Source organism: Blastococcus sp. SYSU DS1021 (genome assembly GCF_054050995.1).
Window position 1 is genome coordinate 56,673 of sequence record NZ_JBJHAL010000001.1, and the last position, 23,501, is coordinate 80,173.

A 23,501-nucleotide genomic window follows, 5' to 3' on the forward strand; every position below is an offset into this window, starting at 1 on the left:
CGGGCCCCTGAAAGGTGGCCGTTCCAGCGCGTCACCGGGCTCGGCGCGGGCCCCTGAAAGGTGGCCGTTCCAGCGCGTCACCGGGCTCGGCGCGGGACCCAGACGGGTGGCCTCCGTGCGGTTCGTGCTGTGCCCGCGTCGGCCAACGGATACGTTTCTGGCATGCGCGGCGGTCCACGGGTGCTCGGCATCGTCCTGGCGGGCGGTGAGGGGAAGCGGCTGTCTCCGCTGACCCAGGACCGCGCGAAGCCGGCCGTCCCCTTCGGGGGCAACTACCGGCTCATCGACTTCGTCCTCTCCAACCTGGTCAACGGCGACATCCGGCACATCGCCGTCCTCACCCAGTACAAGAGCCACAGCCTGGACCGCCACATCACCCAGACCTGGCGGATGTCCAGCCTGCTCGGCAACTACGTGACACCGGTGCCGGCGCAGCAGCGCCTCGGCCCCCGCTGGTACACCGGCAGCGCCGACGCGATCTTCCAGAGCCTGAACCTCATCTACGACGAGCGCCCGGAGATCGTCGTCGTCTTCGGCGCCGACCACGTCTACCGCATGGACCCGGCGCAGATGATCGACCAGCACCTGCAGACCGGTGCAGGCGTCACCATCGCCGGGCTGCGGGTGCCGCGGCGGGAGGCGACCGAGTTCGGCGTCATCGACTCCGACGCGGCGGGCAAGGTGCGGGGGTTCCTGGAGAAGCCCGCAGAGCCGCCCGGCCTGCCGGACTCGCCCGAGGAGAGCTTCGCCTCCATGGGCAACTACGTCTTCACCACCGACGCCCTGCTCGAGGCGCTGCGCACCGACGCGGAGGACCAGGACTCGGTGCACGACATGGGCGGCTCGATCATGCCCATGCTGGCCGACGCAGGAGAGGCGTGGGTCTACGACTTCTCCACCAACGTGGTGCCCGGCGCGACCGAGCGGGACCAGGGGTACTGGCGCGACGTCGGGACGATCGACTCCTACTACGACGCGCACATGGACCTGGTGTCGGTCTCGCCGGTGTTCAACCTCTACAACGAGCGGTGGCCGATCTACACGCTGCCGCCGCAGCGCCCGCCGGCGAAGTTCGTGCTGGGTGGCCGCGCCGAGGAGTCCATGGTCAGCGCCGGCGCGATCATCGGCGGCGGCTCGGTGCACAACTCCGTGATCTCGCCGGGGGTGCGCGTCGAGCGGGGCGCCCGGGTCGAGGACAGCGTCGTCATGGACGGCGCCTACATCGGGGAGGGCGCGCAGGTCCGGCGGGCGATCCTGGACAAGAACGCCGTCGTGCCCGCGGGTGCGCGGATCGGTTTCGACCACGACCTGGACCTGGAGCGCTACCACGTCAGCGCGGGTGGGATCACCGTGCTCGGCAAGGGCGCCCGCGCCTACCTGTAGGCCCCGTCCGGAGGCTCGCCGCGAGCTCGCGAGTGGTCGGGAGACCTCGGTGCAGGGTCCCGCCGCGAGCCTGCGAGTGGTGGGGGGAACCGAGGTCCTTCTGGGGGTCCTTCCTCGCGTTACCCGCGCTTGGTGGCGACGAGCAGGCCGGTGCCGATCGGCAGGACGGCGGGCAGCAGGGTCTCGTCGTCCCGGATCGTGCGGGCGATCTCCCGCCAGGCCACCGACTGGGGGTCGCGGGCGGTGCGGTCGGCGACCCGGCCGCCCTCGAGCAGCCCGTGGCAGGTCAGCGTGCCGCCGACCCGGACCAGGGCGAGCAGTGCGGCGAGGTGCTCGGCGTACTCCCGGGGCGGGCCGGCGCAGCACACCATGTCGTAGCCGCCGGGCGAGAGCCGGGGGAGGACCTCCCCGGGGGTGCCGAAGATCAGCCGTGCCCGGCTGGCCGGCACGCGGGCCTCGGCGAGGGCGGCACGTGCCGCGCGCAGCTGCTCGGGATCGCCGTCCAGCGCGGTCAGCACCCCGTCGGACCGCATCCCGCGCAGTAGCCACAGCGCGGCCAGCCCCCCGCCGCTGCCGATCGAGACCACCGAGCGGGCAGCGCTCGTGGCGGCGAGGACGGCCAGGGTGGCGCCCACCGGGGGCTCCACCGGGCCCGTCCCGGGTAGGAACTGCGCGCGGCGCCGGGCGGCCACCATCTCGGGGGACTCGGCGGCGAAGCGGTCGGCGTAGGCGGCGCCCGGGTCGGTGCCGCCTCCGGGCGGCGGCTGATCGGCGCTCATCACCGGCCGAGGGTAGTTGCCCGCACCGCCGCCGCCGCGTGCGCGGGCGCACCTGTGCGTCTGCTGGGAGTCCCGGTGCGCGGGAACACGGGTGTGCCGATCGACCGTTGACCAGGACGTGCGATTCACGCGTGCCGCGTCCGGTCCCGCCGACGCCGGGGAGGTCGCGGGCGGCCCCGTCTGCGATCCTGGTGGCGTGCCCGAGGCCACCGCCCCGCAGTCCGCCGCTCCCGCGGAGCAGCCGGGCTGGGTGGCGCCGTCCTGGGAGCAGGTCGTCCGCGACCACTCCGCCCGGGTGTACCGGCTGGCCTACCGCCTGTCGGGCAACCCCCAGGACGCCGAGGACCTGACGCAGGAGACCTTCGTCCGGGTGTTCCGCTCGCTGGCCGACTACTCGCCGGGCACCTTCGAGGGCTGGCTGCACCGGATCACCACGAACCTGTTCCTCGACATGGTCCGGCGTCGGCAGCGGATCCGCTTCGACGCGCTGCCCGACGACACCGAGCGCCTGCCCGGCCGCGCGCCGAGCCCGGAGCAGGTGTACGCCGACACCCACCTCGACCCCCAGGTGCAGGCGGCGCTCGACGCCCTGTCCCCGGAGTTCCGGGTGGCCGTCGTGCTGTGCGACATCGAGGGGCTGACCTACGAGGAGATCGCCGCCACGCTGGGCATCAAGCTCGGCACCGTGCGCAGCCGCATCCACCGGGGGCGGGTGCAGCTGCGCGAGGCGCTGGCGCACCTGGCCCCGCGCCGGGCGGGCGTCCCGGGGGAGGTGGGGGCATGAGCATCCCGGAGAGCCACCTGGCGCAGGAGGCGATCGCCGCACTGGTCGACGGCGAGCTCTCCGCCGGGCCCGCCGGTCGGGCGGCCCGCCACCTCACCGCCTGCGCCTCCTGCCGGATGGCCGTGGCCGCGCAGCGCGAGGCCAAGGAGGCCCTCCACGGCTCCGCCGACGTGGCCATGCCCGGTGATCTGCTGTCCCGGCTCCGCGCCATCCCCTTCACCGCCGAGGTACCGGGGGCCGGTGCCGGCACCGGGGGGCTGAGCGCCTCGGCCGGGGAGCTGACGGTCACGGGCAGCACCGGCGCCTTCTCCGTCGACCTCACCGAAGGGGCGCACCGGCGCACGTCGTCCGACCACCGCTGGTTCCGCCGCGGCGTCGCCGGGACGATCGTCGGCCTGGGCGCCGGGGTGACGGCGCTGGCGCTCACCCTGCCGCCCGACGGCGGCCGCGCGCCCGCGGCCGATCCGGTGCGGCCCGAGCAGCACACCGAGGTCGCGCCGCCGGTGCTGCGGACGGTGACCATCGGCACCGTCGGCGGCCTCGGCTCCCCGGGCGGGACCCCCTGAGCAGCACGCGGCGCGACGCCCCGGAGGACGGCGACGCCGCCGCCTACGCGCGGCCCGAGGGCCAGGCCGGCGCCTTCGACGAGACGACGGCCCCCCGGGTGGCGCCCGGCCCGGTCCGCGCCCCCCAGCCCAGCCCCGCGCAGGCCACGGCCTTCGGACGCCCGGAGCGGGTGACGGGCAGCTTCGCCGGCGACCGCCCGACCCTCCCGCCGCGCCCGGTGCCGCCCCCACCGCCCGAGGCGCTGCTGCGCGCCTTCGGCCCACCCGCTCCGGGGCGGGGCGGCCTGCAGGAGCCGCCGGATGGCCGCCCCGGACGGCGGCGCACCGCCACCGGCCCGTGGTGGAAGGCCGACGCGCTTGAGGACCCCTGGCGCGACCCGTCGTCCCCCGCCGCGCTGGGCGCTCCCGCCGTGTACGACGAGGACCGCCAGCCCGGCCCCGTCGTCGTGGACGCCCGCGGCCGCCGCAAGGTGCGGCTGCGGGACCTCTCGATCCGCCTGACCACGCTCGCCGTGCTCGGCCTGCTGGTCGTCGGCCTCGTCGGCGGCGGCGTCGGCTGGTACCTCACCCGCACCGCGGACGAGACGCCCCTCCACACCCCGGGCACCACCCTCACCCAGGTCGATCCGGGCGGGCCCCGCGAGCAGGGGTCGGTGTCGGGCATCGCCGAGGCGGTGATCCCGGCGGTCGTCTCGATCGAGGTGCGCGTCGGCCAGGCCGGTGCCACCGGTTCCGGGGTCGTGATCGACGGCGAGAACGGCTACATCGTCACGAACAACCACGTCATCTCCGGCGCCGACGACGTCGAGGGCGCCGAGATCCGGGCGGTCTTCTCCGACGGCAGCGGATCCGCCGCGCGCATCGTGGGCCGCGACCCGGCCAGCGACCTCGCCGTCGTCAAGGTGGAGAAGCCCGGTCTGGTGACGGCCGCGCTGGGCCGGTCCGGCGACGTCGTGGTCGGCGACCCGGTGGTGGCGATCGGCTCGCCGCTGGGGCTGGCGGGCACCGTCACCAGCGGGATCGTCAGCGCGCTGGACCGCCCGGTCCGGCTCTCCGGCGAGGGCACCGACACCAATGCGGTGATCAGCGCGGTGCAGACCGACGCCCCGATCAACCCGGGCAACTCCGGTGGGGCGCTGGTCGACGGGAGCGGGGCGCTCGTCGGCATCAACACCGCGATCGCCTCGACCGGCGCCGGTGGGTCGATCGGCCTCGGTTTCGCGATCCCGGTGGACACGGTGAAGCGGATCACCGAGCAGCTCATCGCCACCGGCTCGGCCGTGCACGCCACGCTCGGCGTCAACGCCCGGTCGGTCACCGACGGCACGCGCGACGGCGCCCTGGTCGTCAACGTCGAGCCGGGCAGCCCCGCGGCCGAGGCCGGCATCCGCGAGCAGGACGTCATCATCGCCGTCGGGGACACGCCGGTCGGCAGCTCCGAGGAGCTGGCCGTCGCCGTCGACGCCCGGCAGCCGGGGGACGTCGTGACCGTCGAGCTCGTGCGCGGCGGGAGCTCGCGCACGGTCGAGGTGACGCTCGCCGCCGCATAGGCCCGGCGGCGGCTACGCTGACCCCCGGTAGCGCTGGCGGCCGGAGGAACAGGGAGCACGGTGTTCGACTCGATCGGCTGGGGCGAGATCTTCGTGCTGGCGCTCGCCGCCCTGTTCATCTTCGGGCCCGAGCGGCTGCCCGACCTGGCGCGCGAGGCCGCCGCCGGGCTCAAGCGGTTGCGCAGTGCGGTCACCGGCATGCGCACCCAGGTCAACGACTCCCTCGGCGACGACTTCGCGGAGCTGCGCGACCTCGACCTGCGCAAGTACCACCCGCGGACGTTCATCCGCGAGCAGCTGCTGGGTGACGATGACGACGCCCGGGTACCCGCCGCCACGGCGAACGGGGCGACCGCCGCCACGGTGGTCGCCGCGCAGCTGCGCGACCGCAGCGTCCCGCCGCCGTTCGACATCGACGCGACCTGACCCCCTGAGCCGGGCGGCGCAGGACGACCCCTGCCACGACTCTGGGGGTGCTCCTCCCGCTGGTGGAGTCCTGAAGGACGCCGACAGCGGGAGGAACACCCCCAGAGCGGGTAGGTCAGCTCAGTGCTTGACGGGGGTGAGCCCGAGGCTCATCCCGGAGAGCCCGCGCTGGCGGACGGCGAGCCCGTCGGCGATCTTCTCCAGCGCCTTGGCGGCCGGGGTCTCGGGGTCGGCGAGGACGATCGGCGCACCGGCGTCGCCGGCCTCCCGGAGCCGGGTGTCCAGCGGGATCTGACCCAGCAGCGGGACGCGCGCACCGAGGGTGCGGGTGAGCGCGTCGCTGACCGTCTGCCCTCCGCCGGAGCCGAAGACCTCGACGCGCGAGCCGTCGGGGAGCTCCATCCAGCTCATGTTCTCGATGACGCCGACGACCTGCTGGTGGGTCTGCGTGGCGATCGCACCGGCGCGCTCGGCCACCTCGGCCGCGGCCAGCTGCGGGGTGGTGACGACGAGGATCTCGGCGTTGGGCAGGAGCTGCGCGATGGAGATCGCGACGTCACCGGTGCCCGGGGGGAGGTCCAGCAGCAGGACGTCGAGGTCGCCCCACCACACGTCGGCGAGGAACTGCTGCAGCGCGCGGTGCAGCATCGGCCCGCGCCACACGACCGGGGTGTTGCCCGGGGTGAACATGCCGATCGAGATGACCTTCACGCCCATCGACTGCGGCGGCATGATCATGTTGTCGACCTGGGTGGGCTTGTCGTCGACCCCGAGCATGCGCGGCACGGAGTGGCCGTAGATGTCGGCGTCCACGACGCCGACCGACAGCCCGCGCTTGGCCAGGGCCGCGGCGAGGTTCACGGTGACGCTGGACTTGCCGACGCCGCCCTTGCCCGAGGCGACGGCGTAGACGCGGGTGAGCGAGCCGGGCTGGGCGAAGGGGATCACCGGGTCCGCGGCGTCGGTGCCGCGCACGGTCTTGCGCAGCTCGGCGCGCTGCTCGTCGCTCATCACGTCGAGGGCGACCTGCACCGAGGTCACGCCGGGGACGGCGCCGACGGCGGCGGTGACCCGGTTGGTGATCGTCTCCCGCATCGGGCAGCCGGCGACGGTCAGGTACACCTCGACGTCGACCGAGCCGTCGGGCCCGATCCGCACGTCCTTGACCATGCCGAGCTCGGTGAGCGGGCGGTTGATCTCCGGGTCCTGGACGGTGGCCAGAGCGGCGTTGACGGCGTCGAGCGCCGGGGTGCCGGTCAGCTGGTCGGACATGGTGTTCGTCTGTCTCCTTCGACGGGGGACCGGCGTCCGGCGGTCTGCGGCCAGAAGCGGCGACCTGCGCGATCGGTCGCCTGCCACTGTACGGCGGGTGGCGGCCCGGCCTGCCCGGCGGAGGGTGATCTACCGCGCAGCCGGCCGCGTCCTAGGGTCGGGGTCGTGCCGGCCGACCGCTCCCAGACCCTGCGCGACGCCGTGGGGCTGGGCCTGGCGGTCGGGCTGTACGGCATCGCCTTCGGAGCCGCCGCCGACGCGGCCGGGCTGGACGTCTGGCAGGCGATGACCCTCTCGGCGCTGATGTTCACCGGCGCGTCGCAGTTCGCGCTCGTCGGCGTCCTAGGGGCCGGCGGGAGTGCGGCGGCGGCCGCGGGCAGCGCGCTGCTGCTCGGCACGCGCAACACCGTCTACGGCGTCCGCATGGCCCCGCTGCTGGCGCCCCGGGGACCGGCCCGGCGGGCCGGTGCGGCGCACTGGGTGATCGACGAGACGACGGCGATGGCCGTGGCCGCGCCCGACCGCGAGCTGGGCCGGCTGGCGTTCTGGGCCACCGGCGCCACCATCTACCTCGGCTGGAACGTCACGACGCTGATCGGCGTGCTCGGCGCCTCCGAGCTCGGCGGGGCGGCGGAGGCGGCGCTGGACGCCGTCGTCCCCGCGGCCTTCCTCGCGCTGCTGTGGCCCCGGCTGCGCGCGGGCTTCCCGGAGGCGCAGGTCCAGCGCCGCGTCGCCCTCGGGGGAGCGGTGGTGGCGCTGGCCCTGACGCCGTTCGTGCCCGCCGGCGTGCAGGTCGTCGCCGCGGTGGTGGCGGTCGCGCTCGCCGGCCGGCCGCGGTCGGAGGTCCGCCCGGCATGAGCGCTACCGCGGTGTGGACGGCGGTCCTGGTGGCCTCGGCCGGCTGCTACCTGCTGAAGCTGGCCGGCCTGTCGGTGCCGGCGGCGTGGGTGGAGCAGCCGTGGGTCGCGCGGGTCGTCGACTTCGTGCCCGCCGCCCTCCTGGCCGCCCTCGTGGTGGTGCAGGCCCTCACCAGCGGCGACCGGCTCGTGCTCGACGGGCGGCTGGCCGGGCTGGCCGTCGCTGCCCTGGCCCTGGCGCTGCGGGCGCCGTTCATCGTGGTGCTGGTGCTCGCGGGGGCGGCCGGGGCGCTCGTGCACGTCGTCACCGGCTGACCGGTACCGCGGCGCGCCGGAACCGCAGCTCACCCGCCCCTCGGCCAGGATCGCGGGGTGACAGAGCTGACCGAGGCTGCGACGCCGGGGCGGGCGGCCGCCCGGCGGGAGGCGTTCCTGCGGCTCGCCGGTCTCGCCGTCCTGGGCGGGGTCGCCGGCGTGGCGGCCAAGCTCGGCGACGAGTCGGGGTGGCGGTGGGCCGCCGATCTCGGCACCTACCCGGCGGCCTGGGTGCTCGTGGTGGCGCTGATCGGGCGGTTCGCGCCCGGCGTCGCGTCGGCCGCGGTCCGTGCGGCCGTCTTCTTCGCCGCGATGACCGCCGCCTACTACGGCTGGGCGGTCCTCGTGCTCGGCTTCGGCTACGACCCCGGGCTGATCGCCGCCTGGCTGCTGCTCGCGGCCACCGCGGTGGCGGTGTTCGCGGCGGTCTGCTGGTGGGCCTCCCGCCGGCCGGGTCCGCTGGCCGGGGCGCTGCTCGCGCTGGCCGCGGGGACGGCCCTGGCGAACGGCGCGCTCCGCGGCTTCTGGCTGGATCGGACGGGCAGCGACGTGGTGCTGCACCCGGTGCAGGCGGTCGTGGAGGTCGTCGTCGTCCTGGTCGTCGTCCTGCTGCTGCCCCGCCGGCGCAGCACCCGGCTGTGGGCGCTGGGACTGCTGCTCCCCATGGCCTGGCTGGCGCAGGAGCTGCTCGACCGCCTGTACGGGACCGGCCTCGTCCGCTGACCGGCGGCACGGGGTCGCCCGGGGATTGGGGGGCCGATCGGGGGGCACGGCAGCGGGTGCCCGACCCCGACGATCGGAGGGACCCCGTGCAGTACCGCGAGATCACCACCCCGGGAACGAGTGCGGAACGCGAGCGCACCTACGTCGTGATCCTCGACGAGGGGGACGAGGCGGTGGCGGCGCTGACCTCGTTCGCCCGGGAGGAGCAGCTCTCCGCCGCCCAGGTCACCGCCGTCGGCGCGTTCCGGCGCGCGGTGGTCGGCTGGTTCGACCGGCAGACCAGCGACTACCGGCGGGTCACCGTCGGCCAGCAGTGCGAGGTGCTCTCGCTGATCGGCGACGTCGCCCTGGGCACCGACGGGAACCCGGCGCTGCACCTGCACGCCGTCCTCGGCCTGCCCGACGCCACCACGCGCGGCGGCCACCTGCTCGAGGGCGAGGTGTGGCCCACGCTGGAGGTGGTGGTCCGGGAGAGCCCGGCGCAGCTGCGCAAGACCATGCGCCCGGAGATCGGGCTGGCGCTGATCGACCTGGACCGCGCCGAGCACTGAGCGGGCTCAGGCGACCGGGTCGCGCTTCCGCTTGCCCTTCTTGTCGCGCCGCTCCCGGTCCTCGCCCTCGTCCGGCACCAGCCGGTTGAGCTCGCCGCGGATGAAGTCCCGGGTGGCCAGCTCGCCGACGGCCACGCGGAGCGCGGCCAGCTCGCGGGCCAGGTACTCGGTGTCGGCGCGGTTCTGCGCCGCCCGGGCGCGGTCCTCCTCGGCCTGCACGCGATCGCGGTCGGCCTGCCGGTTCTGCGCCAGCAGGATGAGCGGGGCGGCGTACGCGGCCTGGGTCGAGAACGCCAGGTTGAGCAGGATGAACGGGTACGGGTCCCAGCGCAGCTGGACGGCGAAGACGTTCAGCGAGATCCAGACGACGACGAGGATCGTCTGGACGGCCAGGAACCGCCCCGTCCCCAGGAAGCGCGCGATGCCCTCGGCGAACTGCCCGACCGCGTCGGGGTTGAGCCGCAGGAAGCTGCCGAACCGGCGGGCGCCGCCGCGCGGGACGTCCAGCCGGGGCGTGTCAGCCACGGCGCGCCCGCTCCCGCCAGTCATCGGGAAGCAGGTGGTCGAGGACGTCGTCGACGCTCACCGCGCCGACCAGCCGGCCCTGCGCGTCGACCACCGGCGCGGCGACCAGGTTGTAGGTGGCGAAGTAGCGGGTGACCTCGGCGAGCGGCGCCTCCGGCCTGAGCGGCTCCAGGTCGTCGAGCACGCCGCTCACCAGGGTCGAGGGTGGCTCGCGCAGCAGCCGCTGGATGTGCGCGAGCCCCAGGTACCGCCCGGTCGGCGTGGCCGACGGCGGGCGGCAGACGTACACCTGGCTGGCCAGCGAGGGGGTGATCTCCTCCTGCCGCACCCGGGCCAGCGCCTCGGCGACGGTGGCGTCGGGGGAGAGGATGACCGGCTCGCTGGTCATGATGCCGCCGGCGGTGTCCTCCGAGTACTTGAGCAGCTGGCGCACCGACTCGGCCTCGTCGGGCTCCATCAGCTCGAGCAGCCGGTCGCGGTCGACGTGGTGCAGCTCGGAGAGCAGGTCCGCGGCGTCGTCGGGGTCCATCTCCTCCAGGACGTCGGCCGCGCGGCCCTCCTCCAGCGTGCCGAGGATGGTGATCTGCTCGGCCTCGGGGAGCTCGCCCAGGACGTCGGCCAGCCGCACGTCGTCCATGGCCTCGGCGACCTCGTGCCGGCGTTTGATCGGGAGCTCCTGGAGCGCGTGCGCCATGTCCGCTGCGTTCAGCTCCCGGTAGGTGGCGATCAGCGTCTCGGCGCCCTGCCCGGCCGGCGAGAGCGCCAGCCCGGTGACCTCGCCCCACTCGAGCTGGTGCAGTTGCCCGCGCCGGCCGATGCGACCGGGCTCCTGGACGGCGACCCGGGACAGCAGCCAGTCGCCGGTGCGGGTCTGCTCCATGCCGGCGTCGACGACCGTGGCCGGGCGGCCGGACTCGTTGATCGTCACCTGCCGGTCGAGCAGCTCGCCGAGCACGAGGGTCTCGCCGCCCCGCTGCTCGAACCGCTTGAGGTTGAGGGTGCCCGACGCGAGCATCACCGCTCCCGGGTCCAGCGCCGTCACCCGGCCCATCGGCACGAAGATCCGCCGCCGGGCGACCACCTCGACCACGAGGCCGAGGACGCGGGGGCAGGCGGTGCCCACCCGGAGCCCGACGACGACGTCGCGGACCTTCCCGACCCGGTCGCCGTTGGGGTCGAAGACGGTCAGCCCGGCAAGCCGGGAGACGTACGCCCTGGTCGCCGTCGTCACGGATCGGAAGGCTACCGTCGGCGCCGTGACTGCCCCGGTTGCGCTGGAGTACGAGGTCGTCGACGTGTTCGCCCCGCGGGCGTTCGCCGGGAACCCGCTGGCGGTGGTCTTCGCCGCCGACGAGCTCACGACGCAGCAGTGCCAGGCCCTGGCGAACGAGTTCCAGCTCTCGGAGACGTCGTTCCTGTGCGCCCCCACGGAGCCCGGCGCCGACTACCGGGTGCGGATCTTCACGCCCTACGCCGAGCTGCCCTTCGCCGGCCATCCGAGCGTCGGCGCGGCGCACACCCTGGTCCGCACCGGGCGGCTGCCGGCGGGGACGCTGCGCCAGGAGTGCGGTGCCGGGGTGCTCGACGTGGTGGTCGACGACGGCGGCGCAACCCTCTCCGGTGGCCGGCCGACGCTCCAGGACGGACCCGCGCCGGCTGTGCTGGCCGCTGCGCTCGGGCTCGACGAGGCCGACGTCACCGGGGTTCCCTCGGACGTCGCCGGCTGCGGCCTGCCCTTCGGCTACCTGTCCGTGTGCCCCGACGCCGTCGACCGGGCCGACCCCGACCGGGCCGCGCTCGCCGGGCTCGACGTCGGTGAGGGCGTGTCGGTGCTCTCCTGGGACGGTGCGACCGCGACCGCCCGCGCGCGCGTCTTCGCCCGCGACCTGAACTGGGGCGAGGACCCGGCCACCGGCTCCGCCGCGCTGGGCGCGGGGGTGTGGCTGGTCGAGAGCGGTCTGGTGGCCGGGGAGGGGACGACGTCGTTCACCGTGCGGCAGGGCGAGCGGATGGGGCGCCCCTCGGTCCTCGGGTGCACCGTCACCGCGGCCGGCGGGCGGGCGGTCGCGACCACCGTGCGCGGTGCCGTCGTCCCGGTGGCGAGCGGTCGGATCCGGGTGCCGTCCTGGTGAAGGGCACTCCTGCCCCCCGCCACTCGCCCGCTCGCGGCGGGGCCCTGCAGGAGGGCCACGCGTCCTCCGCCTGGGCGCTGCACCGACCCGGGAGCCGGGACGTGGGCCTGCTCTCCCTCGCGGTCGTGGGGGTCTCGCTGTCGGCGCCGCTGACCGCGATGGTCACCGCGCCGATGCTGGCGCTGGCGTTCTGGCGCAACGCAGCGGGCGCGGCCGCGCTCGTGCCCGTGCTGCTCACCCGCGAGCGGGCCACGCTGGCCGGCCTGCGGGCGCGGGACCTGCGCAGCTCGGTGGTCGCGGGGCTCTTCCTCGCGGCGCACTTCGCCGCGTGGCTGCCGAGCCTGTCGATGACGACGGTGGCCGCCTCGGTCGCGCTGGTCACCACCACGCCGATCTGGACGGCGCTCGCGGCCCGGATCTCGGGGGTGCGGCTGCCGGCCGCGGTCTGGTGGGGCCTGCTCCTCGCGTTCGCCGGCGTCGTGCTGATCGTGGGCGTGGACGTCACGGTGAGCGCCGAGGCGCTCGCGGGCGATGCGCTGGCCCTGCTCGGGGCGATCTGCGCCGGCGGGTACGTCCTGGCCGGGGCGCGCGCCCGGCGGCGGCTGGCGACCTCGGCCTACGCCGTCGTCTGCTACTCCGTGTGCGCCGTGGTGATCGCGGTGGCGGCGCTGCTCGTCGACGCGCCGCTGGGCGGGTTCGAGGCCCGGGACTGGTGGCTGATCGCGGGCATCACCGTCTCCGCGCAGCTGTTCGGGCACACGCTGCTCAACCTGGTGCTCTCGTCGGTGGGCCCGACCGTGGTGAGCCTCGCCGTCCTGCTCGAGGTGCCCGGCGCGCTGCTGTTCGCGCTCGTCCTCCTCGGCCAGGTGCCGCCGCTGCTGGCGCTGCCCGGGGTCGTACTGGTGGTGGCCGGGGTGGCGCTGGTGGTGCGGGCCGGACGTCCGGCGACCCTGGTCGAGCCCGCCACCTGAGCAAGGACCCCCAGAAGGACCTCGGTCCCCCTGCCACTCGCAGGCTCGCGGCTGGACCCGGCACCGAGGCCTCCCGACCACTCGCAGGCTCGTGGCGGGCCCCTGCGACGGGGCCGACGGCCGATGATCAACGCGGCAGCGCGGGCGTGCGACGCCGTCGCTACCCTCCGGTAGCCGAACTTTCCGACCCACACGCGGAGGCACCGTGGCCGAGCTCCGATCCCGTCGTTCCAACCTGGCCGTCCCGGGCAGCAACCCCCGGTTCCTGGAGAAGGCCAAGGGCCTCCCCGCCGACCAGGTGTTCCTCGACCTGGAGGACGCGTGCGCGCCGCTGGCCAAGCCCGGCGCCCGCAAGAACATCGTCGCGGCGCTGAACGAGGGCGGCTGGGGCGACAAGATCCGCACCGTCCGGGTCAACGACTGGACGACGGAGTGGACCTACCGCGACGTCATCGAGGTCGTCGAGGGCGCCGGCGCCAACCTCGACTGCATCATGCTGCCGAAGGTCGTCGACGCCGCCCAGGTGCGCGCGCTGGACATCCTGCTCACCCAGATCGAGAAGACCAACGGGCTGCCCGTCGGGCGCATCGGCATCGAGGCGCAGATCGAGACGGCGCAGGGCCTGATCAACGTCAACGACATCGCGTTCGCCAGCGAGCGCATCGAGACGATCATCTTCGGCCCGGCCGACTTCATGGCCAGCATCAACATGAAGTCGCTGGTGGTCGGCGCCCTGCACCCGGACTACCCGGGTGACCCCTTCCACTACATCCTCATGCAGATCCTCATGGCCGCCCGCGCCCGTGGCGTGCAGGCCATCGACGGCCCGTTCCTGCAGGTGCGCGACGTGCCGGCGTTCGAGGAGGTCGCGAAGCGGTCGGCCGTCCTCGGCTTCGACGGCAAGTGGGTGCTGCACCCCGGCCAGATCGACGCCGCCAACGAGATCTACGCGCCGTCGCAGGAGGACTACGACCACGCCGAGCTGATCCTCGACGCCTACGACTGGTACACGTCGGAGGCCGGCGGCAAGAAGGGCTCGGCGATGCTCGGCGACGAGATGATCGACGAGGCCAGCCGCAAGATGGCGCTGGTCATCGCCGGCAAGGGCCGCGCCGCGGGCATGTCCCGGACGTCGTCCTTCACGCCCCCCGAGGACTGAGACGCCACGACGCGGCGGCTCCGGAGCGGTCCGGGGCCGCCGTTCGTCGTTCCCGCTACCTCCGCCAGAACAGGTGGTGGGTCACGCCGCTCGGGCTCGGCACGACGTCGCGGTGGAAGCGGTCGAGCAGCTCGTCCGGCGACTCCCACAGCCGGACGCCGGAGCCGAGCTGCACCGGCGAGACGGCCACGTGCAGGGTGTCGACGAGGTCGGCGGCGAGGAACTCCCGGATGACGGTGGCGCCGCCACCGAGCCGCACGTCCTTGCCCTGGGCGGCCGCACGCGCCTGCGCGAGCACCGTCCCGGGGTCGGCGTCCACGAAGTGGAACGTGGTGTCCGAGAGCGTGAACGAGGGACGGACGTGGTGGGTCATCACGAACACGGGCGTGTGGAACGGCGGTTCGGCGCCCCACCAGCCCTGCCAGTCGAGGTCGCGCCACGGCCCGCGGTGCGGGCTGAACTTGTTGCGGCCCATGATCTCCGCGCCGATGCCGTGGGCGAAGTCGCGGGTGAAGTAGTCGTCGAGCCCGCGGCTGCCCCCGGGTTCGGAGCGGTTCGGGAAGCTCGCCGTGGCGAGGGCCCAGGCCATCAGCTCGCCGGGGTCGGCGTGGCCGAACGGCCGCTCGAGGCTCTGTCCCTCGCCGGCGCCGAAGCCGTCGCTGGAGACCGTGAAGTTCTGCACCCTGAGCAGTTGAGCCACCGTTGCCCCTCTCGTCGTCGGTGGAGGGGGGACCGCTGGAGCGCCCGGAACTCATCGCCGCCAACGGCGAGCGGCGATCAGGGGCCGAAGCCGGTGCTGGTCAGCGCCGCGAACGCGACGATCCAGAGCACGATCATGAGCACGAAGAAGCCGGTGACCAGGCCGCCGACGATGATCCCGGCCAGCGCCAGGCCGGCCCCCTCCTCGCCGGTCTCGCGGATCTGCCGGCGGGCGATGATGCCGAGCACCAGCCCGACGGGCGCGAAGACGAACGCCATGACCAGGGCGAGGATCGCCAGGGTGTTCGTCGGCCGGCCCCACTGCGGCGGGCCGTACCCGGGCGGGGGGCCGTAGCCGGGCGGACCGTAGGGCTGCCCGTAGCCGGGGGGCGGGCCGTATCCCGGCGGTGGGCCGTAGCCGTCCTGCGGCGGGTCGTCACGGTAGGTCACCGCCGCACGCTAGCCCGCCTCGGTCTCCTCCGGCTCGACCACCGCGCCCTCGCCCGGCACCCCCCGCTCCCGGCTCCGCGGTGCTCCGCCGCGCGGCCACTCCCGGAAGCGGGTGAACGCGACCGGGAGCCCGCGGGCGACGGTCAGGTCGGCGCTGTCCATGGCCTGCAGGTGCAGGTGCGGCTGGGTCGAGTTGCCGGAGTTGCCGCACCCGGCCAGGTGCTGTCCGGGGTGGACCGCATCACCCACCGAGACGCGGAGCGAACCGGATCGCAGGTGGGCCAGCGCGACGAACCGGCCGGACGCCGGCAGCTCGATGACGACGTGGTTGCCCGCCACGGCGGGAACCCCCTGGCGCAGTCGCCCGGCCTGGCCCAGCGCGTAGCCGAGCAGGGCGAGCTGGGAGCGGCGCGCCCCGTGGTCGGGCTCGCCGTCGTGCACGTGGACGACGACGCCACCGGCCGGGGCGAGGACCGGCCGGTCGAAACCCACGAAGCGCTCCGGCGGTTCGACGGCCAGGAGCGTGCGCCAGTCGCGGGTAGCGGCCGTCCGGTGCCGGTCGTCGACGGGGACGAAGTCGACGGCGTACCGCTCGCCGAGCACGTCCACGCCGTGGGACGGCACCCGCCGCGCCGGGCTGTTCTGCGTCAGCCAGCGGCCGCGGAACGGCAGGGCGAGCTCCACCTCGGGCGGTCCGCCCACCGGCGCCGATGCCTCGCGCATGCCGCCGAGCCTAGGGGCCGGGGCGGGTCGCGCGCGCCGGTCCGCCGCGCGCGGGAGTGACCGAGCGCACGCAGAGCCCGGGGACCGGGTGCCCCATACTCACCGGTAACCCGGACACCGGAGTCCCCGAGGAGCGAACCTGTGACCCGCTTGGCCCAGACCGCTGATCTGACCGACATCCAGCGCGAGATCCTGTCGACGGTCAGGAGCTTCGTCGACCGCGAGATCATCCCGAACGCGCAGGAGCTCGAGCACGGCGACGTCTACCCGCAGGAGATCGTCGACGGGCTCAAGGAGCTGGGCATCTTCGGGCTGATGATCCCCGAGGAGTACGGCGGCCTCGGCGAGTCGCTGCTCACCTACGCGCTGGTGGTCGAGGAGATCGCCCGCGGCTGGATGAGCGTCTCCGGCGTCATCAACACCCACTTCATCGTGGCGTACATGCTCAAGCAGCACGGCACGCAGGAGCAGAAGGAGTACTACCTGCCCCGCATGGCCACCGGCGAGGTGCGCGGCGCCTTCTCGATGTCCGAGCCGGGGCTGGGCTCCGACGTCGCCGGCATCCGCACCAAGGCCGTGAAGCAGGCCGACGGCGGCTACGTCATCGACGGCCAGAAGATGTGGCTGACCAACGGCGGCAGCTCCACCCTGGTCGCGGCGCTGGTGCGCACCGACGAGGGCGCCGAGAAGGCCCACCAGAACCTGACGACGTTCCTGGTCGAGAAGCCGGCCGGGTTCGGCGAGGTCAAGCCCGGGCTCACCATCCCCGGCAAGATCGACAAGATGGGCTACAAGGGTGTCGACACCACCGAGCTGGTGTTCGACGGCTACCGGGCGGAGGCCACCGACATCCTCGGCGGCGAGCCGGGCCGTGGCTTCGCCCAGATGATGGACGGCGTCGAGGTCGGCCGGGTCAACGTCGCCGCCCGCGCCTGCGGCATCTCGATCCGGGCCTTCGAGCTCGCCGTCGCCTACGCCCAGCAGCGGGAGACCTTCGGCAAGCCGATCGCGCAGCACCAGGCGATCGCCTTCCAGCTGGCCGAGATGGCCACCAAGGTCGAGGCCGCGCACCTGATGATGGTCAACGCCGCCCGCCTCAAGGACGCCGGCAAGCGCAACGACGTCGAGGCCGGCATGGCCAAGCTGATCGCCAGCGAGTACTGCGCCGAGGTCACCACGCAGTCCTTCCGCATCCACGGCGGCTACGGCTACTCCAAGGAGTACGAGATCGAGCGCCTCATGCGGGAGGCGCCGTTCCTGCTCATCGGCGAGGGCACCAGCGAGATCCAGAAGACGATCATCAGCCGCGGTCTGCTCAAGGAGTACAAGCTCAAGGGCTGAGAACCCGTTGAACGCCTGAGGCCCAGAACCACTTCGGTTCTGGGCCTCTCGCGTTCACTCCTGCGTGCGCGTGTATGCAGGAGCCATGCGTGCAGCGGGAGTGACCGAGTTCGGCGGGCCGGAGGTCCTGCACATCGTCGAGGTGGAGCCGGAGCCCCTGGGTCCGGGCCAGGTGCGGCTGCGGGTCGAGGCGGCCGCGGTGAGCCCGACCGACACCCACGCCCGCAGCGGCGCCTACGCCGGGCGCGACCCGGTGAAGAACCCGCCGTGGGTGCCGGGGATGGACGTCGCCGGCGTCGTCACCGAACTCGGCGAGGGCGTCGACCACCTGTCCGTGGGTGACCTGGCGATGGGGATCGTCGTGCCCTTCGGGCCCTACGGCGCCTACCGCGAGGACAAGGTGCTGCCGGGCGGCTCCGTCGTCCGCGCGCCGGCCGGGGCGACCGCCGTGGAGGCGTCGACCCTGCCCATGAACGGGCTCACCGCCCGGCTCGCCCTGGACCTCATGGCGCTGCAGCCGGGTCAGGTGCTCGCGGTGACCGGCGCGGCGGGCGCCTTCGGCGGCTACGTGGTGCAGCTGGCGAAGGCCGACGGGCTGACCGTGGTGGCCGACGCCTCCGAGGCCGACGAGGAGCTGGTACGGGGGCTGGGCGCCGACGTCGTCGTCCGGCGCGGGGACGACGTCGCCGACCGGATCCGCGAACACTTCCCCGAGGGCGTCGACGGGCTGGCCGACGGATCGGTGCAGGACGAGCAGGTGTTGCCCGCCGTCCGCGACGGGGGGGCGGTGGCCACGGTGCGCGGCTACCGCGGCAACGGCGAGCGCGGCCTGCGCTTCTTCCCGACCATGGTGCGGAAGGTCGCCGAGGACCGGGCGGCGCTGGACCGGCTCCGCCAGCAGGTCGAGGAGGGTGCGGTGACCCTTCGGGTGGCCCGCACGTTCCCCGCCGAGCAGGCGGCCGAGGCGCACCGGGTGCTGGAGGCGGGGGGCGTGCGCGGACGGCTCGTGCTCACCTTCTGAGGCGGCGGGCCCGGTTGAGCGCCGGCCGGGGCGGGCACCTGCGGCGGGACGACCGACGACGGACGGAGATCCCCGCATGACCTTCTCGATCGTGGCCCGCTGCCCGCACACCGGTGAGTTGGGAGTCGGTGCCCTGACCGCGCTCATGGGTGTCGGCAAGCTCGTGGGGCACGCATCGCCGGGCGTCGGCGCCGCCGCGTCGCAGGCGTCGATGAACCCCTACCTCGCCATCGACGGGCTGCGGCTGATGGCCGAGGGGCTGGAGGCGCCGGCCGCGCTGGACGAGGTGCTCCGCCGGGATCCCGGTCGCGACGTGCGGCAGTGCGGCTTCGTCGACCGCAATGGCTGCACGGCCGCGTGGACCGGTGGGCGCGCCCTCGGCTGGTCAGGGCACATCGAGGACGACGCGGTCGTGGTGTCGGGCAACCGGCTGGTCGGCCGGCAGACGCTCGAGGCGGCCCTCGAGGCGTTCCACGCCCACCGGGACCGCGAGCTCGCCGAGCGGCTGGTGCTGGCCGTGGAGGCCGGCGAGGCGACCGGCGCCGACACGGAGGGCTCCCGCTCCGGGCACGTGCTGGTGCTGGGGTCGGAGGCCTACCCCCTCTGGGACATCCGCGTCGACTCGGACAAGGACCCCGCGCTGCGGCTGCGCGAGCTGTTCGAGGAGTACCGCACCGACTTCCTGCCCGAGGTGCAGCGGCTGCCCACCCGCCGCGACCCCGTGGGCGCGGCCACCCGCGAACTGCTGGAGGCCTGACCGGGGAGCGCCGCCCGGGCGGGGAGCCTGCGGGAGGGGGTTTTCCACAGCCGGCGTTGGACCGGTTCGGCGCCGTCCGCCTACGGTCCCGGCGTGCGCGTCCAGGTCAGCGTCGGGCAGACCGACGGCACGCTGCTCGACGTCGCCGTCGACGTGGACGACGACCTGCCGGTCGGCCGGCTGGTCGCGGAGCTGGGCCGGGTCGCCGGCCTGCCCGCCGCGGGGCTGTGGCTCGCCGGCGGCCGGCTCGACGACGAGCAGCCGGTGGGGGAGAGCGACCTCGTCGACGGCGCCGTCGTCCACCTGACCGCGCCCGCGGCCGCGCCGGCCGGCCCGCGTGGCTGGCAGCTGCGGGTACGCAGCGGCCCGTGCAGCGGGCTGGCCGCCGCGCTGCCGATGGGCGAGCACGAGCTCGGCCGCAGCGGTCCGTTCGGCTTCACCGACCGCGCGATGTCCCGCCGGCATGCGGTGCTGCGGATCGGCGCGGACGGCGCGACGCTGCGCGACCTCGGCTCGGCCAACGGCACCACGATCGAGGGCGCGCCGGTGCCCGAGGACGACGACGTGGCGCTGGCCCCCGGTCAGCTCGTGCAGCTCGGTGACACCCAGCTGGTCGTCGAGCCGGCCCCCGTCGCCGACGCCGCCGTCGAGCCGGCCGGCCCGGGGGCGCGTGCCTTCGTCCGTGCCCCCCGGCTGCTCCCCTCGGCACCCGAGGTGCGCATCCAGCTGCCGCAGGAGCCGGCGACGCGGGAGCCCCGCCGGTTCCCGCTGGTGATGGTCCTCGTGCCGCTGCTCGTCGGCGTCGTGCTGGCGGTCGTCCTGCGCTCGCCGCTGTACCTGGTGTTCGCCGTCGCCGGCCCGGTGGTGATGATCGGCAACACCGTGGCCGACCGCCGGCAGGGCGCCCGTGAGGAGCGCCGGGCGCACGAGGAGCACGCCCGGGAGCTCGCCCGCGCCCGGGCGCGGATCGACCGCGCCGTGGCCGAGGAGACCGCCCGCCGGCGCGACGCGCACCCGGACCCGGCGACCGCGCTGCTCACCGCCGTCCTGCCCGACCGCCGGCTGTGGGAGCGGCGCCGCACCGACCCCGACGCCCTCGACCTGCGGCTGGGCGCGGCCGACCTGCCCGCCCGCGTGGTGGTCACCGACCGGTCGGGGCGCGACGAGCCGCCGCAGCAGCGCACCGTGCACGCCGCGCCCGTCGTGGTGCCGCTCCGCGAGGCCGGTGTCGTCGGCCTGGCCGGCCCGGCCGCCCCGCTGGCCGGCCTGCTGCGGTGGGTGGTGCTGCAGCTGGCGGTCACCCACCCGCCGCGCGACCTGGCGCTCACGCTGCTCACCGCGCGCAGCCAGGCGGACTGGAGCTGGGTGCGCTGGCTGCCGCACGCCCGGCCGGCCGACGGCGAGGGCCCGGTTGCGTTCGTCGGGAACGACACCGAGACGGTGGCCGCCCGGGTCGCGGAGCTGGCGGCGCTCGTCCGCACGCGCCGCTCGGCGACGGCCGGCGGCGGGCGCGTGATCCCGGAGTTCTTCCCGGCACACGTGCTCGTCGTCCACGGGTTCCGGTCGCTGCGTGCCACCCCCGGGCTGGCCCAGCTGCTGCAGGACGGCCCCGCGGTCGGGGTGTACGCCGTCTGCGCCGACGAGGAGGAGCGCTTCCTGCCGGAGGCGGCCACGGCGACCGCCGTCCTCGACCCGGGCGAGGAGGCGCGGTTGGTCGTCCGGCGCAGCGGCCGCGACCCGGTGCCGGGCGTGCTCGCCGAGCCGGTGCCCGCGGAGCTGGCCGAACGCGCGGCCCGGGCGCTTGCCCCGTTGCGCGACGTGAGCCCGGAGGAGGACGACGCCGTCCTGCCCGACAGCGTGCGGCTGCTCGACCTGCTCGGGCTCGAGCCGCCCACCGTCGACGGCGTGCGTGCCCGCTGGCAGCTGGCGGGCCGGAGCACGCGGGTGGTGGCCGGCGCGGGTCTGCACGGGCCGTTCACCCTCGACCTGCGCACCGACGGCCCTCACGGGCTGGTCGCCGGGACCACCGGCGCGGGGAAGTCGGAGCTGCTGCAGACGATGATCGCGTCCCTGGCGGTGGCCAACCGCCCGGACACGCTCAACCTCGTGCTGGTCGACTACAAGGGCGGCAGCGCGTTCAAGGACTGCGTGCACCTGCCGCACACCGTCGGCATGGTCACCGACCTCGACGCCCACCTCGTCGAACGGGCGCTCACCTCGCTCGGCGCGGAGCTCAGGTACCGCGAGCACCGGCTGGCTGCGGCCGGCGTCAAGGACATCGAGGACTACGTCGAACTGCAGGCCCGCGACCCCGGCTCGCCGCCGCTGCCCCGGCTGCTCATCGTCATCGACGAGTTCGCCTCGCTGGCGCGGGAGCTGCCCGACTTCGTGGCGGGGCTGGTGAGCATCGCCCAGCGCGGGCGGTCGCTGGGCATCCACCTGCTGCTGGCCACCCAGCGGCCCAGCGGCGTCGTCTCGCCGGAGATCCGGGCGAACACCGACCTGCGCATCTCGCTGCGCGTCACCGACGCGGCCGACAGCAGCGACGTGCTCGAGGCCCCCGACGCCGCGCGCATCGCCCGGTCCGCGCCCGGCCGCGGGTTCGCGCGGCTCGGGCACGGCGCGCTGGTGCCCTTCCAGGCGGGCCGCATCGGGGGCCGGCGTCCCGGCCAGGGCGCCGTGGCCGCGGCGGCGCCGTTCGCCGTCCCCCTCGGCTGGCACCAGCTGGGGTACGCGCCACCGCGGCGGCCGGCGACGGCGAGCCGGGCCTCCGACGCCGAGGTCACCGACCTGTCGGTGCTCGTCGACGCCGTCCGCGGCGCGGCGCAGGCCGAGGGCGTGCCCGCGCAGCGCAGCCCGTGGCTGCCGGCGCTGCCCGCACGGGTGCTGGTCGCCGACCTGGCGGACCCGGTGGACGGCCGGGCGACCTGGCTGCCCTACGGGCTGCAGGACCTCCCCGCGACCCAGGAGCGGCGGGTGGCCGCCTTCGACCCCGCGGTCGACGGGCACCTGCTGGTGGTCGGCTCGCCGAAGAGCGGCCGGTCGCAGCTGCTGCGCACCCTGGCCGGGGCCGCCGGCGCGCGCTGCTCGACCGCCGACGTGCACCTGTACGCCCTCGACTGCGGCAACGGGGCGCTGCTGCCGCTGGCCGACCTGCCGCACTGCGGCGCGGTGGTGACCCGCACCCAGACCGAGCGCGCCACCCGGCTGCTCGACCGGCTCGCCCGCGAGCTGGAGCGCCGCCAGCAGGTGCTGGCCGAGGGCGGCTTCGCCGACGTGAGCGAGCAGCGCCGATCGGTGCCGCCGGGGGAGCGGCTGTCGCACGTCCTGCTCCTGCTCGACCGCTGGGAGGGGTTCACGCCGACGCTCGGCGAGGTCGACGGCGGCCGGCTCTCCGACGTGCTGACGACCCTCCTCCGGGAGGGGGCCTCCGCCGGGATCTCGGTGGTGGTCACCGGCGACCGGTCGCTGGGCACCGGCCGGCTGTCGTCGCTCACCGACAGCCGGCTGGTGCTGCGGCTCGCGGACCGGGGCGACTACCCGCTGGTCGGCGTGCCCGGCCGGCAGGTGCCCGGGGAGCTGCCGCCCGGGCGGGCGGTCACCGTCGAGGGGGCGATCGAGACGCAGGTCGCGCTGCTCGCCCCCGACGAGTCGGGGCAGGGGCAGGCGGCGGCGCTCGCCGAGATCGCGAAGGCGGCGCACGTGCGCGACGCGATGGTGCCGCGGGCGGCCCGCCCCTTCCGGGTCGACGCGCTGCCCGCGCGCCTGGGCTTCGCGGCCGCCTGGGAGCTGCGCCCGGCCGGCGCCGGCGCGGGGTTCGCCCTGGTCGGCGTCGGTGGCGACGAGCTGGCCGCCGCCGGCCCCGACCTGGTCCAGCGGGGGCCCGCGTTCGTCGTCGCCGGGCCGGCGCGCTCGGGCCGGAGCACGGTGCTGGCCGTCATGGCCGAGTCGCTGCTGCGGCAGGGCACGTCGGTCGTCGTGTGCGCGCCGAAGGTCTCACCGCTGCGGGCCCTGGCCGGCCGGCCCGGCGTGCTGGACGTCGTGCTGGACCCGGCGGCCCCGGCGGAGCGCTGGCAGGAACTGCTCCGCTCCGTACCCGGCCGGCCGCTGGTCCTGCTGCTGGACGACGGCGAGGTGCTGCGGGACTGCCCGGCGGGGGAGGTGTTCCGCGAGGTCGTGCGCGGCGCCGTCCCCGGCTGCGGCCTGGTGCTGGCCGGGAACGCCGACGGCATCTGCACCGGCCTGTCGGGCTGGCAGGTGGAGGCGCGGAAGGCGAGGCGGGGCGTGCTGCTGTCGCCGCAGGGGAGCACGGACGGCGACCTGATCGGCGTGCGCCTCCCGCGCGGTGCCGTGGGCGGGCCGCTCCGGCCGGGTCGCGCGCTGCTCCACCTGGGCGACGGCGAGCTGCGGACCGTCGCCGTCCCGGCTCCTCCGGGCGCGCCCTGACCCGACCGGCGACGGCGGCCCGGGACGACGACGGCCGCCTCGCGCGGGGCGGGGCGGCCGTCGTCGTGCGG

Annotated in this window: 23 protein-coding genes; 16 read left to right on the plus strand and 7 right to left on the minus strand. The window is 75.3% G+C overall.

All coding sequences use genetic code 11. The annotated features are described in order from the left end of the window. Positions 1 to 162: 162 nt before the first annotated feature. Positions 163 to 1,383 carry a glucose-1-phosphate adenylyltransferase gene (glgC, locus tag ACI8AP_RS00305; protein WP_456587324.1) on the plus strand — a complete coding sequence of 407 codons (1,221 nt, stop codon included), beginning with the start codon at positions 163 to 165 and terminating at the stop codon, positions 1,381 to 1,383. A 119-nt stretch (positions 1,384 to 1,502) separates the two neighbouring features. Here glgC and ACI8AP_RS00310 read toward each other — a convergent pair whose 3' ends face one another. Further along, on the minus strand, positions 1,503 to 2,162 hold the full coding sequence (locus ACI8AP_RS00310; protein WP_456587325.1) for an O-methyltransferase: 660 nt from the start codon (positions 2,160 to 2,162) through the stop codon (positions 1,503 to 1,505). Positions 2,163 to 2,358: 196 nt separating this feature from the next. Between ACI8AP_RS00310 and sigE the strand changes: the two genes are divergently transcribed. From sigE to ACI8AP_RS00330, 4 genes are all read left to right on the plus strand, one after another. After that, complete coding sequence (gene sigE, locus ACI8AP_RS00315; protein ID WP_456587326.1) at positions 2,359 to 2,946, plus strand: RNA polymerase sigma factor SigE; 588 nt, start codon at positions 2,359 to 2,361, stop codon at positions 2,944 to 2,946. Beyond that, on the plus strand, positions 2,943 to 3,512 hold the full coding sequence (locus ACI8AP_RS00320) for an anti-sigma factor family protein (protein WP_456587327.1): 570 nt from the start codon (positions 2,943 to 2,945) through the stop codon (positions 3,510 to 3,512). The genes sigE and ACI8AP_RS00320 overlap by 4 nt, the downstream gene beginning before the upstream one ends. A 170-nt stretch (positions 3,513 to 3,682) precedes the next feature. Next, complete coding sequence (locus ACI8AP_RS00325) at positions 3,683 to 5,062, plus strand: S1C family serine protease (protein ID WP_456587328.1); 1,380 nt, start codon at positions 3,683 to 3,685, stop codon at positions 5,060 to 5,062. Positions 5,063 to 5,122: 60 nt separating this feature from the next. Next, positions 5,123 to 5,488 (plus strand): twin-arginine translocase TatA/TatE family subunit, encoded by a 366-nt coding sequence (locus tag ACI8AP_RS00330; RefSeq protein WP_456587329.1) that lies wholly within the window; start codon positions 5,123 to 5,125, stop codon positions 5,486 to 5,488. Positions 5,489 to 5,608: 120 nt separating this feature from the next. Here ACI8AP_RS00330 and ACI8AP_RS00335 read toward each other — a convergent pair whose 3' ends face one another. Next, positions 5,609 to 6,760 carry an Mrp/NBP35 family ATP-binding protein gene (locus ACI8AP_RS00335; RefSeq protein ID WP_456587330.1) on the minus strand — a complete coding sequence of 384 codons (1,152 nt, stop codon included), beginning with the start codon at positions 6,758 to 6,760 and terminating at the stop codon, positions 5,609 to 5,611. A gap of 165 nt (positions 6,761 to 6,925) precedes the next feature. Here ACI8AP_RS00335 and ACI8AP_RS00340 point away from each other — a divergent pair, with 165 nt between their 5' ends. The 4 genes from ACI8AP_RS00340 to ACI8AP_RS00355 all read left to right on the plus strand — a co-directional run bounded on the left by ACI8AP_RS00340 (position 6,926) and on the right by ACI8AP_RS00355 (position 9,206). Continuing rightward, entirely contained in the window at positions 6,926 to 7,618 is a 693-nt protein-coding gene (locus ACI8AP_RS00340) for an AzlC family ABC transporter permease (RefSeq protein WP_456587331.1), read from the plus strand. After that, complete coding sequence (locus tag ACI8AP_RS00345) at positions 7,615 to 7,932, plus strand: AzlD domain-containing protein (protein WP_456587332.1); 318 nt, start codon at positions 7,615 to 7,617, stop codon at positions 7,930 to 7,932. The genes ACI8AP_RS00340 and ACI8AP_RS00345 overlap by 4 nt, the downstream gene beginning before the upstream one ends. A gap of 57 nt (positions 7,933 to 7,989) precedes the next feature. Beyond that, positions 7,990 to 8,655, plus strand: a complete 666-nt coding sequence (locus tag ACI8AP_RS00350) for a DUF6518 family protein (protein WP_456587333.1) — start codon at positions 7,990 to 7,992, stop codon at positions 8,653 to 8,655. An 86-nt stretch (positions 8,656 to 8,741) separates the two neighbouring features. After that, entirely contained in the window at positions 8,742 to 9,206 is a 465-nt protein-coding gene (locus ACI8AP_RS00355) for a PPC domain-containing DNA-binding protein (RefSeq protein WP_456587334.1), read from the plus strand. Positions 9,207 to 9,212: 6 nt separating this feature from the next. Here the strand turns inward: ACI8AP_RS00355 and ACI8AP_RS00360 are convergent, their stop codons facing one another. Beyond that, positions 9,213 to 9,731: a DUF1003 domain-containing protein gene (locus tag ACI8AP_RS00360; RefSeq protein WP_456587335.1), complete on the minus strand. Its 519-nt coding sequence runs from the start codon at positions 9,729 to 9,731 to the stop codon at positions 9,213 to 9,215. Continuing rightward, positions 9,724 to 10,962 carry a magnesium transporter MgtE N-terminal domain-containing protein gene (locus ACI8AP_RS00365; RefSeq protein WP_456587336.1) on the minus strand — a complete coding sequence of 413 codons (1,239 nt, stop codon included), beginning with the start codon at positions 10,960 to 10,962 and terminating at the stop codon, positions 9,724 to 9,726. Before ACI8AP_RS00365 ends, ACI8AP_RS00360 begins: the two co-directional genes overlap by 8 nt. Positions 10,963 to 10,987: 25 nt before the next feature. On the opposite strand from ACI8AP_RS00365, the gene ACI8AP_RS00370 reads away from it, so the two are divergent. From ACI8AP_RS00370 to ACI8AP_RS00380, 3 genes are all read left to right on the plus strand, one after another. Beyond that, positions 10,988 to 11,863 (plus strand): PhzF family phenazine biosynthesis protein, encoded by an 876-nt coding sequence (locus ACI8AP_RS00370; protein ID WP_456587337.1) that lies wholly within the window; start codon positions 10,988 to 10,990, stop codon positions 11,861 to 11,863. Positions 11,864 to 11,964: 101 nt separating this feature from the next. Continuing rightward, complete coding sequence (locus ACI8AP_RS00375; protein WP_456587338.1) at positions 11,965 to 12,834, plus strand: DMT family transporter; 870 nt, start codon at positions 11,965 to 11,967, stop codon at positions 12,832 to 12,834. Positions 12,835 to 13,039: 205 nt separating this feature from the next. Beyond that, positions 13,040 to 13,993, plus strand: a complete 954-nt coding sequence (locus tag ACI8AP_RS00380) for an HpcH/HpaI aldolase/citrate lyase family protein (protein WP_456587339.1) — start codon at positions 13,040 to 13,042, stop codon at positions 13,991 to 13,993. Between the two features lie 55 nt (positions 13,994 to 14,048). On the opposite strand, the gene ACI8AP_RS00385 is transcribed toward ACI8AP_RS00380, so the two are convergent. From ACI8AP_RS00385 to ACI8AP_RS00395, 3 genes are all read right to left on the minus strand, one after another. After that, positions 14,049 to 14,693: a dihydrofolate reductase family protein gene (locus ACI8AP_RS00385; RefSeq protein ID WP_456587340.1), complete on the minus strand. Its 645-nt coding sequence runs from the start codon at positions 14,691 to 14,693 to the stop codon at positions 14,049 to 14,051. A gap of 77 nt (positions 14,694 to 14,770) precedes the next feature. Further along, positions 14,771 to 15,142, minus strand: coding sequence for a DUF4190 domain-containing protein (locus ACI8AP_RS00390; protein ID WP_456587341.1), 372 nt, complete (start codon positions 15,140 to 15,142; stop codon positions 14,771 to 14,773). Positions 15,143 to 15,151: 9 nt separating this feature from the next. Continuing rightward, the gene (locus ACI8AP_RS00395; protein ID WP_456587342.1) at positions 15,152 to 15,865 is read right to left on the minus strand and encodes a M23 family metallopeptidase; all 714 of its coding nucleotides are present in this window, start codon (positions 15,863 to 15,865) and stop codon (positions 15,152 to 15,154) included. A 141-nt stretch (positions 15,866 to 16,006) separates the two neighbouring features. Here ACI8AP_RS00395 and ACI8AP_RS00400 point away from each other — a divergent pair, with 141 nt between their 5' ends. From ACI8AP_RS00400 to ACI8AP_RS00415, 4 genes are all read left to right on the plus strand, one after another. Next, on the plus strand, positions 16,007 to 17,206 hold the full coding sequence (locus tag ACI8AP_RS00400; RefSeq protein ID WP_456587343.1) for an acyl-CoA dehydrogenase family protein: 1,200 nt from the start codon (positions 16,007 to 16,009) through the stop codon (positions 17,204 to 17,206). 85 nt (positions 17,207 to 17,291) lie between these two features. Further along, positions 17,292 to 18,227, plus strand: a complete 936-nt coding sequence (locus ACI8AP_RS00405) for a quinone oxidoreductase family protein (protein ID WP_456587344.1) — start codon at positions 17,292 to 17,294, stop codon at positions 18,225 to 18,227. Between the two features lie 76 nt (positions 18,228 to 18,303). After that, positions 18,304 to 18,984 (plus strand): DUF1028 domain-containing protein, encoded by a 681-nt coding sequence (locus ACI8AP_RS00410; RefSeq protein ID WP_456587345.1) that lies wholly within the window; start codon positions 18,304 to 18,306, stop codon positions 18,982 to 18,984. Between the two features lie 93 nt (positions 18,985 to 19,077). Next, positions 19,078 to 23,430: an FtsK/SpoIIIE domain-containing protein gene (locus tag ACI8AP_RS00415; RefSeq protein ID WP_456587346.1), complete on the plus strand. Its 4,353-nt coding sequence runs from the start codon at positions 19,078 to 19,080 to the stop codon at positions 23,428 to 23,430. The last annotated feature ends 71 nt before the right edge of the window (positions 23,431 to 23,501 follow it).

Bases quoted from the DNA above. Each gene is read 5' to 3' on its own strand.
- ACI8AP_RS00395 (WP_456587342.1), bottom strand. From the start codon at position 15,865: ATGCGCGAGGCATCGGCGCCGGTGGGCGGACCGCCCGAGGTGGAGCTC.
- ACI8AP_RS00335 (WP_456587330.1), bottom strand. From the start codon at position 6,760: ATGTCCGACCAGCTGACCGGCACCCCGGCGCTCGACGCCGTCAACGCC.
- ACI8AP_RS00405 (WP_456587344.1), top strand. From the start codon at position 17,292: ATGCGTGCAGCGGGAGTGACCGAGTTCGGCGGGCCGGAGGTCCTGCAC.
- glgC (WP_456587324.1), top strand. From the start codon at position 163: ATGCGCGGCGGTCCACGGGTGCTCGGCATCGTCCTGGCGGGCGGTGAG.
- ACI8AP_RS00345 (WP_456587332.1), top strand. From the start codon at position 7,615: ATGAGCGCTACCGCGGTGTGGACGGCGGTCCTGGTGGCCTCGGCCGGC.
- ACI8AP_RS00410 (WP_456587345.1), top strand. From the start codon at position 18,304: ATGACCTTCTCGATCGTGGCCCGCTGCCCGCACACCGGTGAGTTGGGA.
- ACI8AP_RS00320 (WP_456587327.1), top strand. From the start codon at position 2,943: ATGAGCATCCCGGAGAGCCACCTGGCGCAGGAGGCGATCGCCGCACTG.
- ACI8AP_RS00310 (WP_456587325.1), bottom strand. From the start codon at position 2,162: ATGAGCGCCGATCAGCCGCCGCCCGGAGGCGGCACCGACCCGGGCGCC.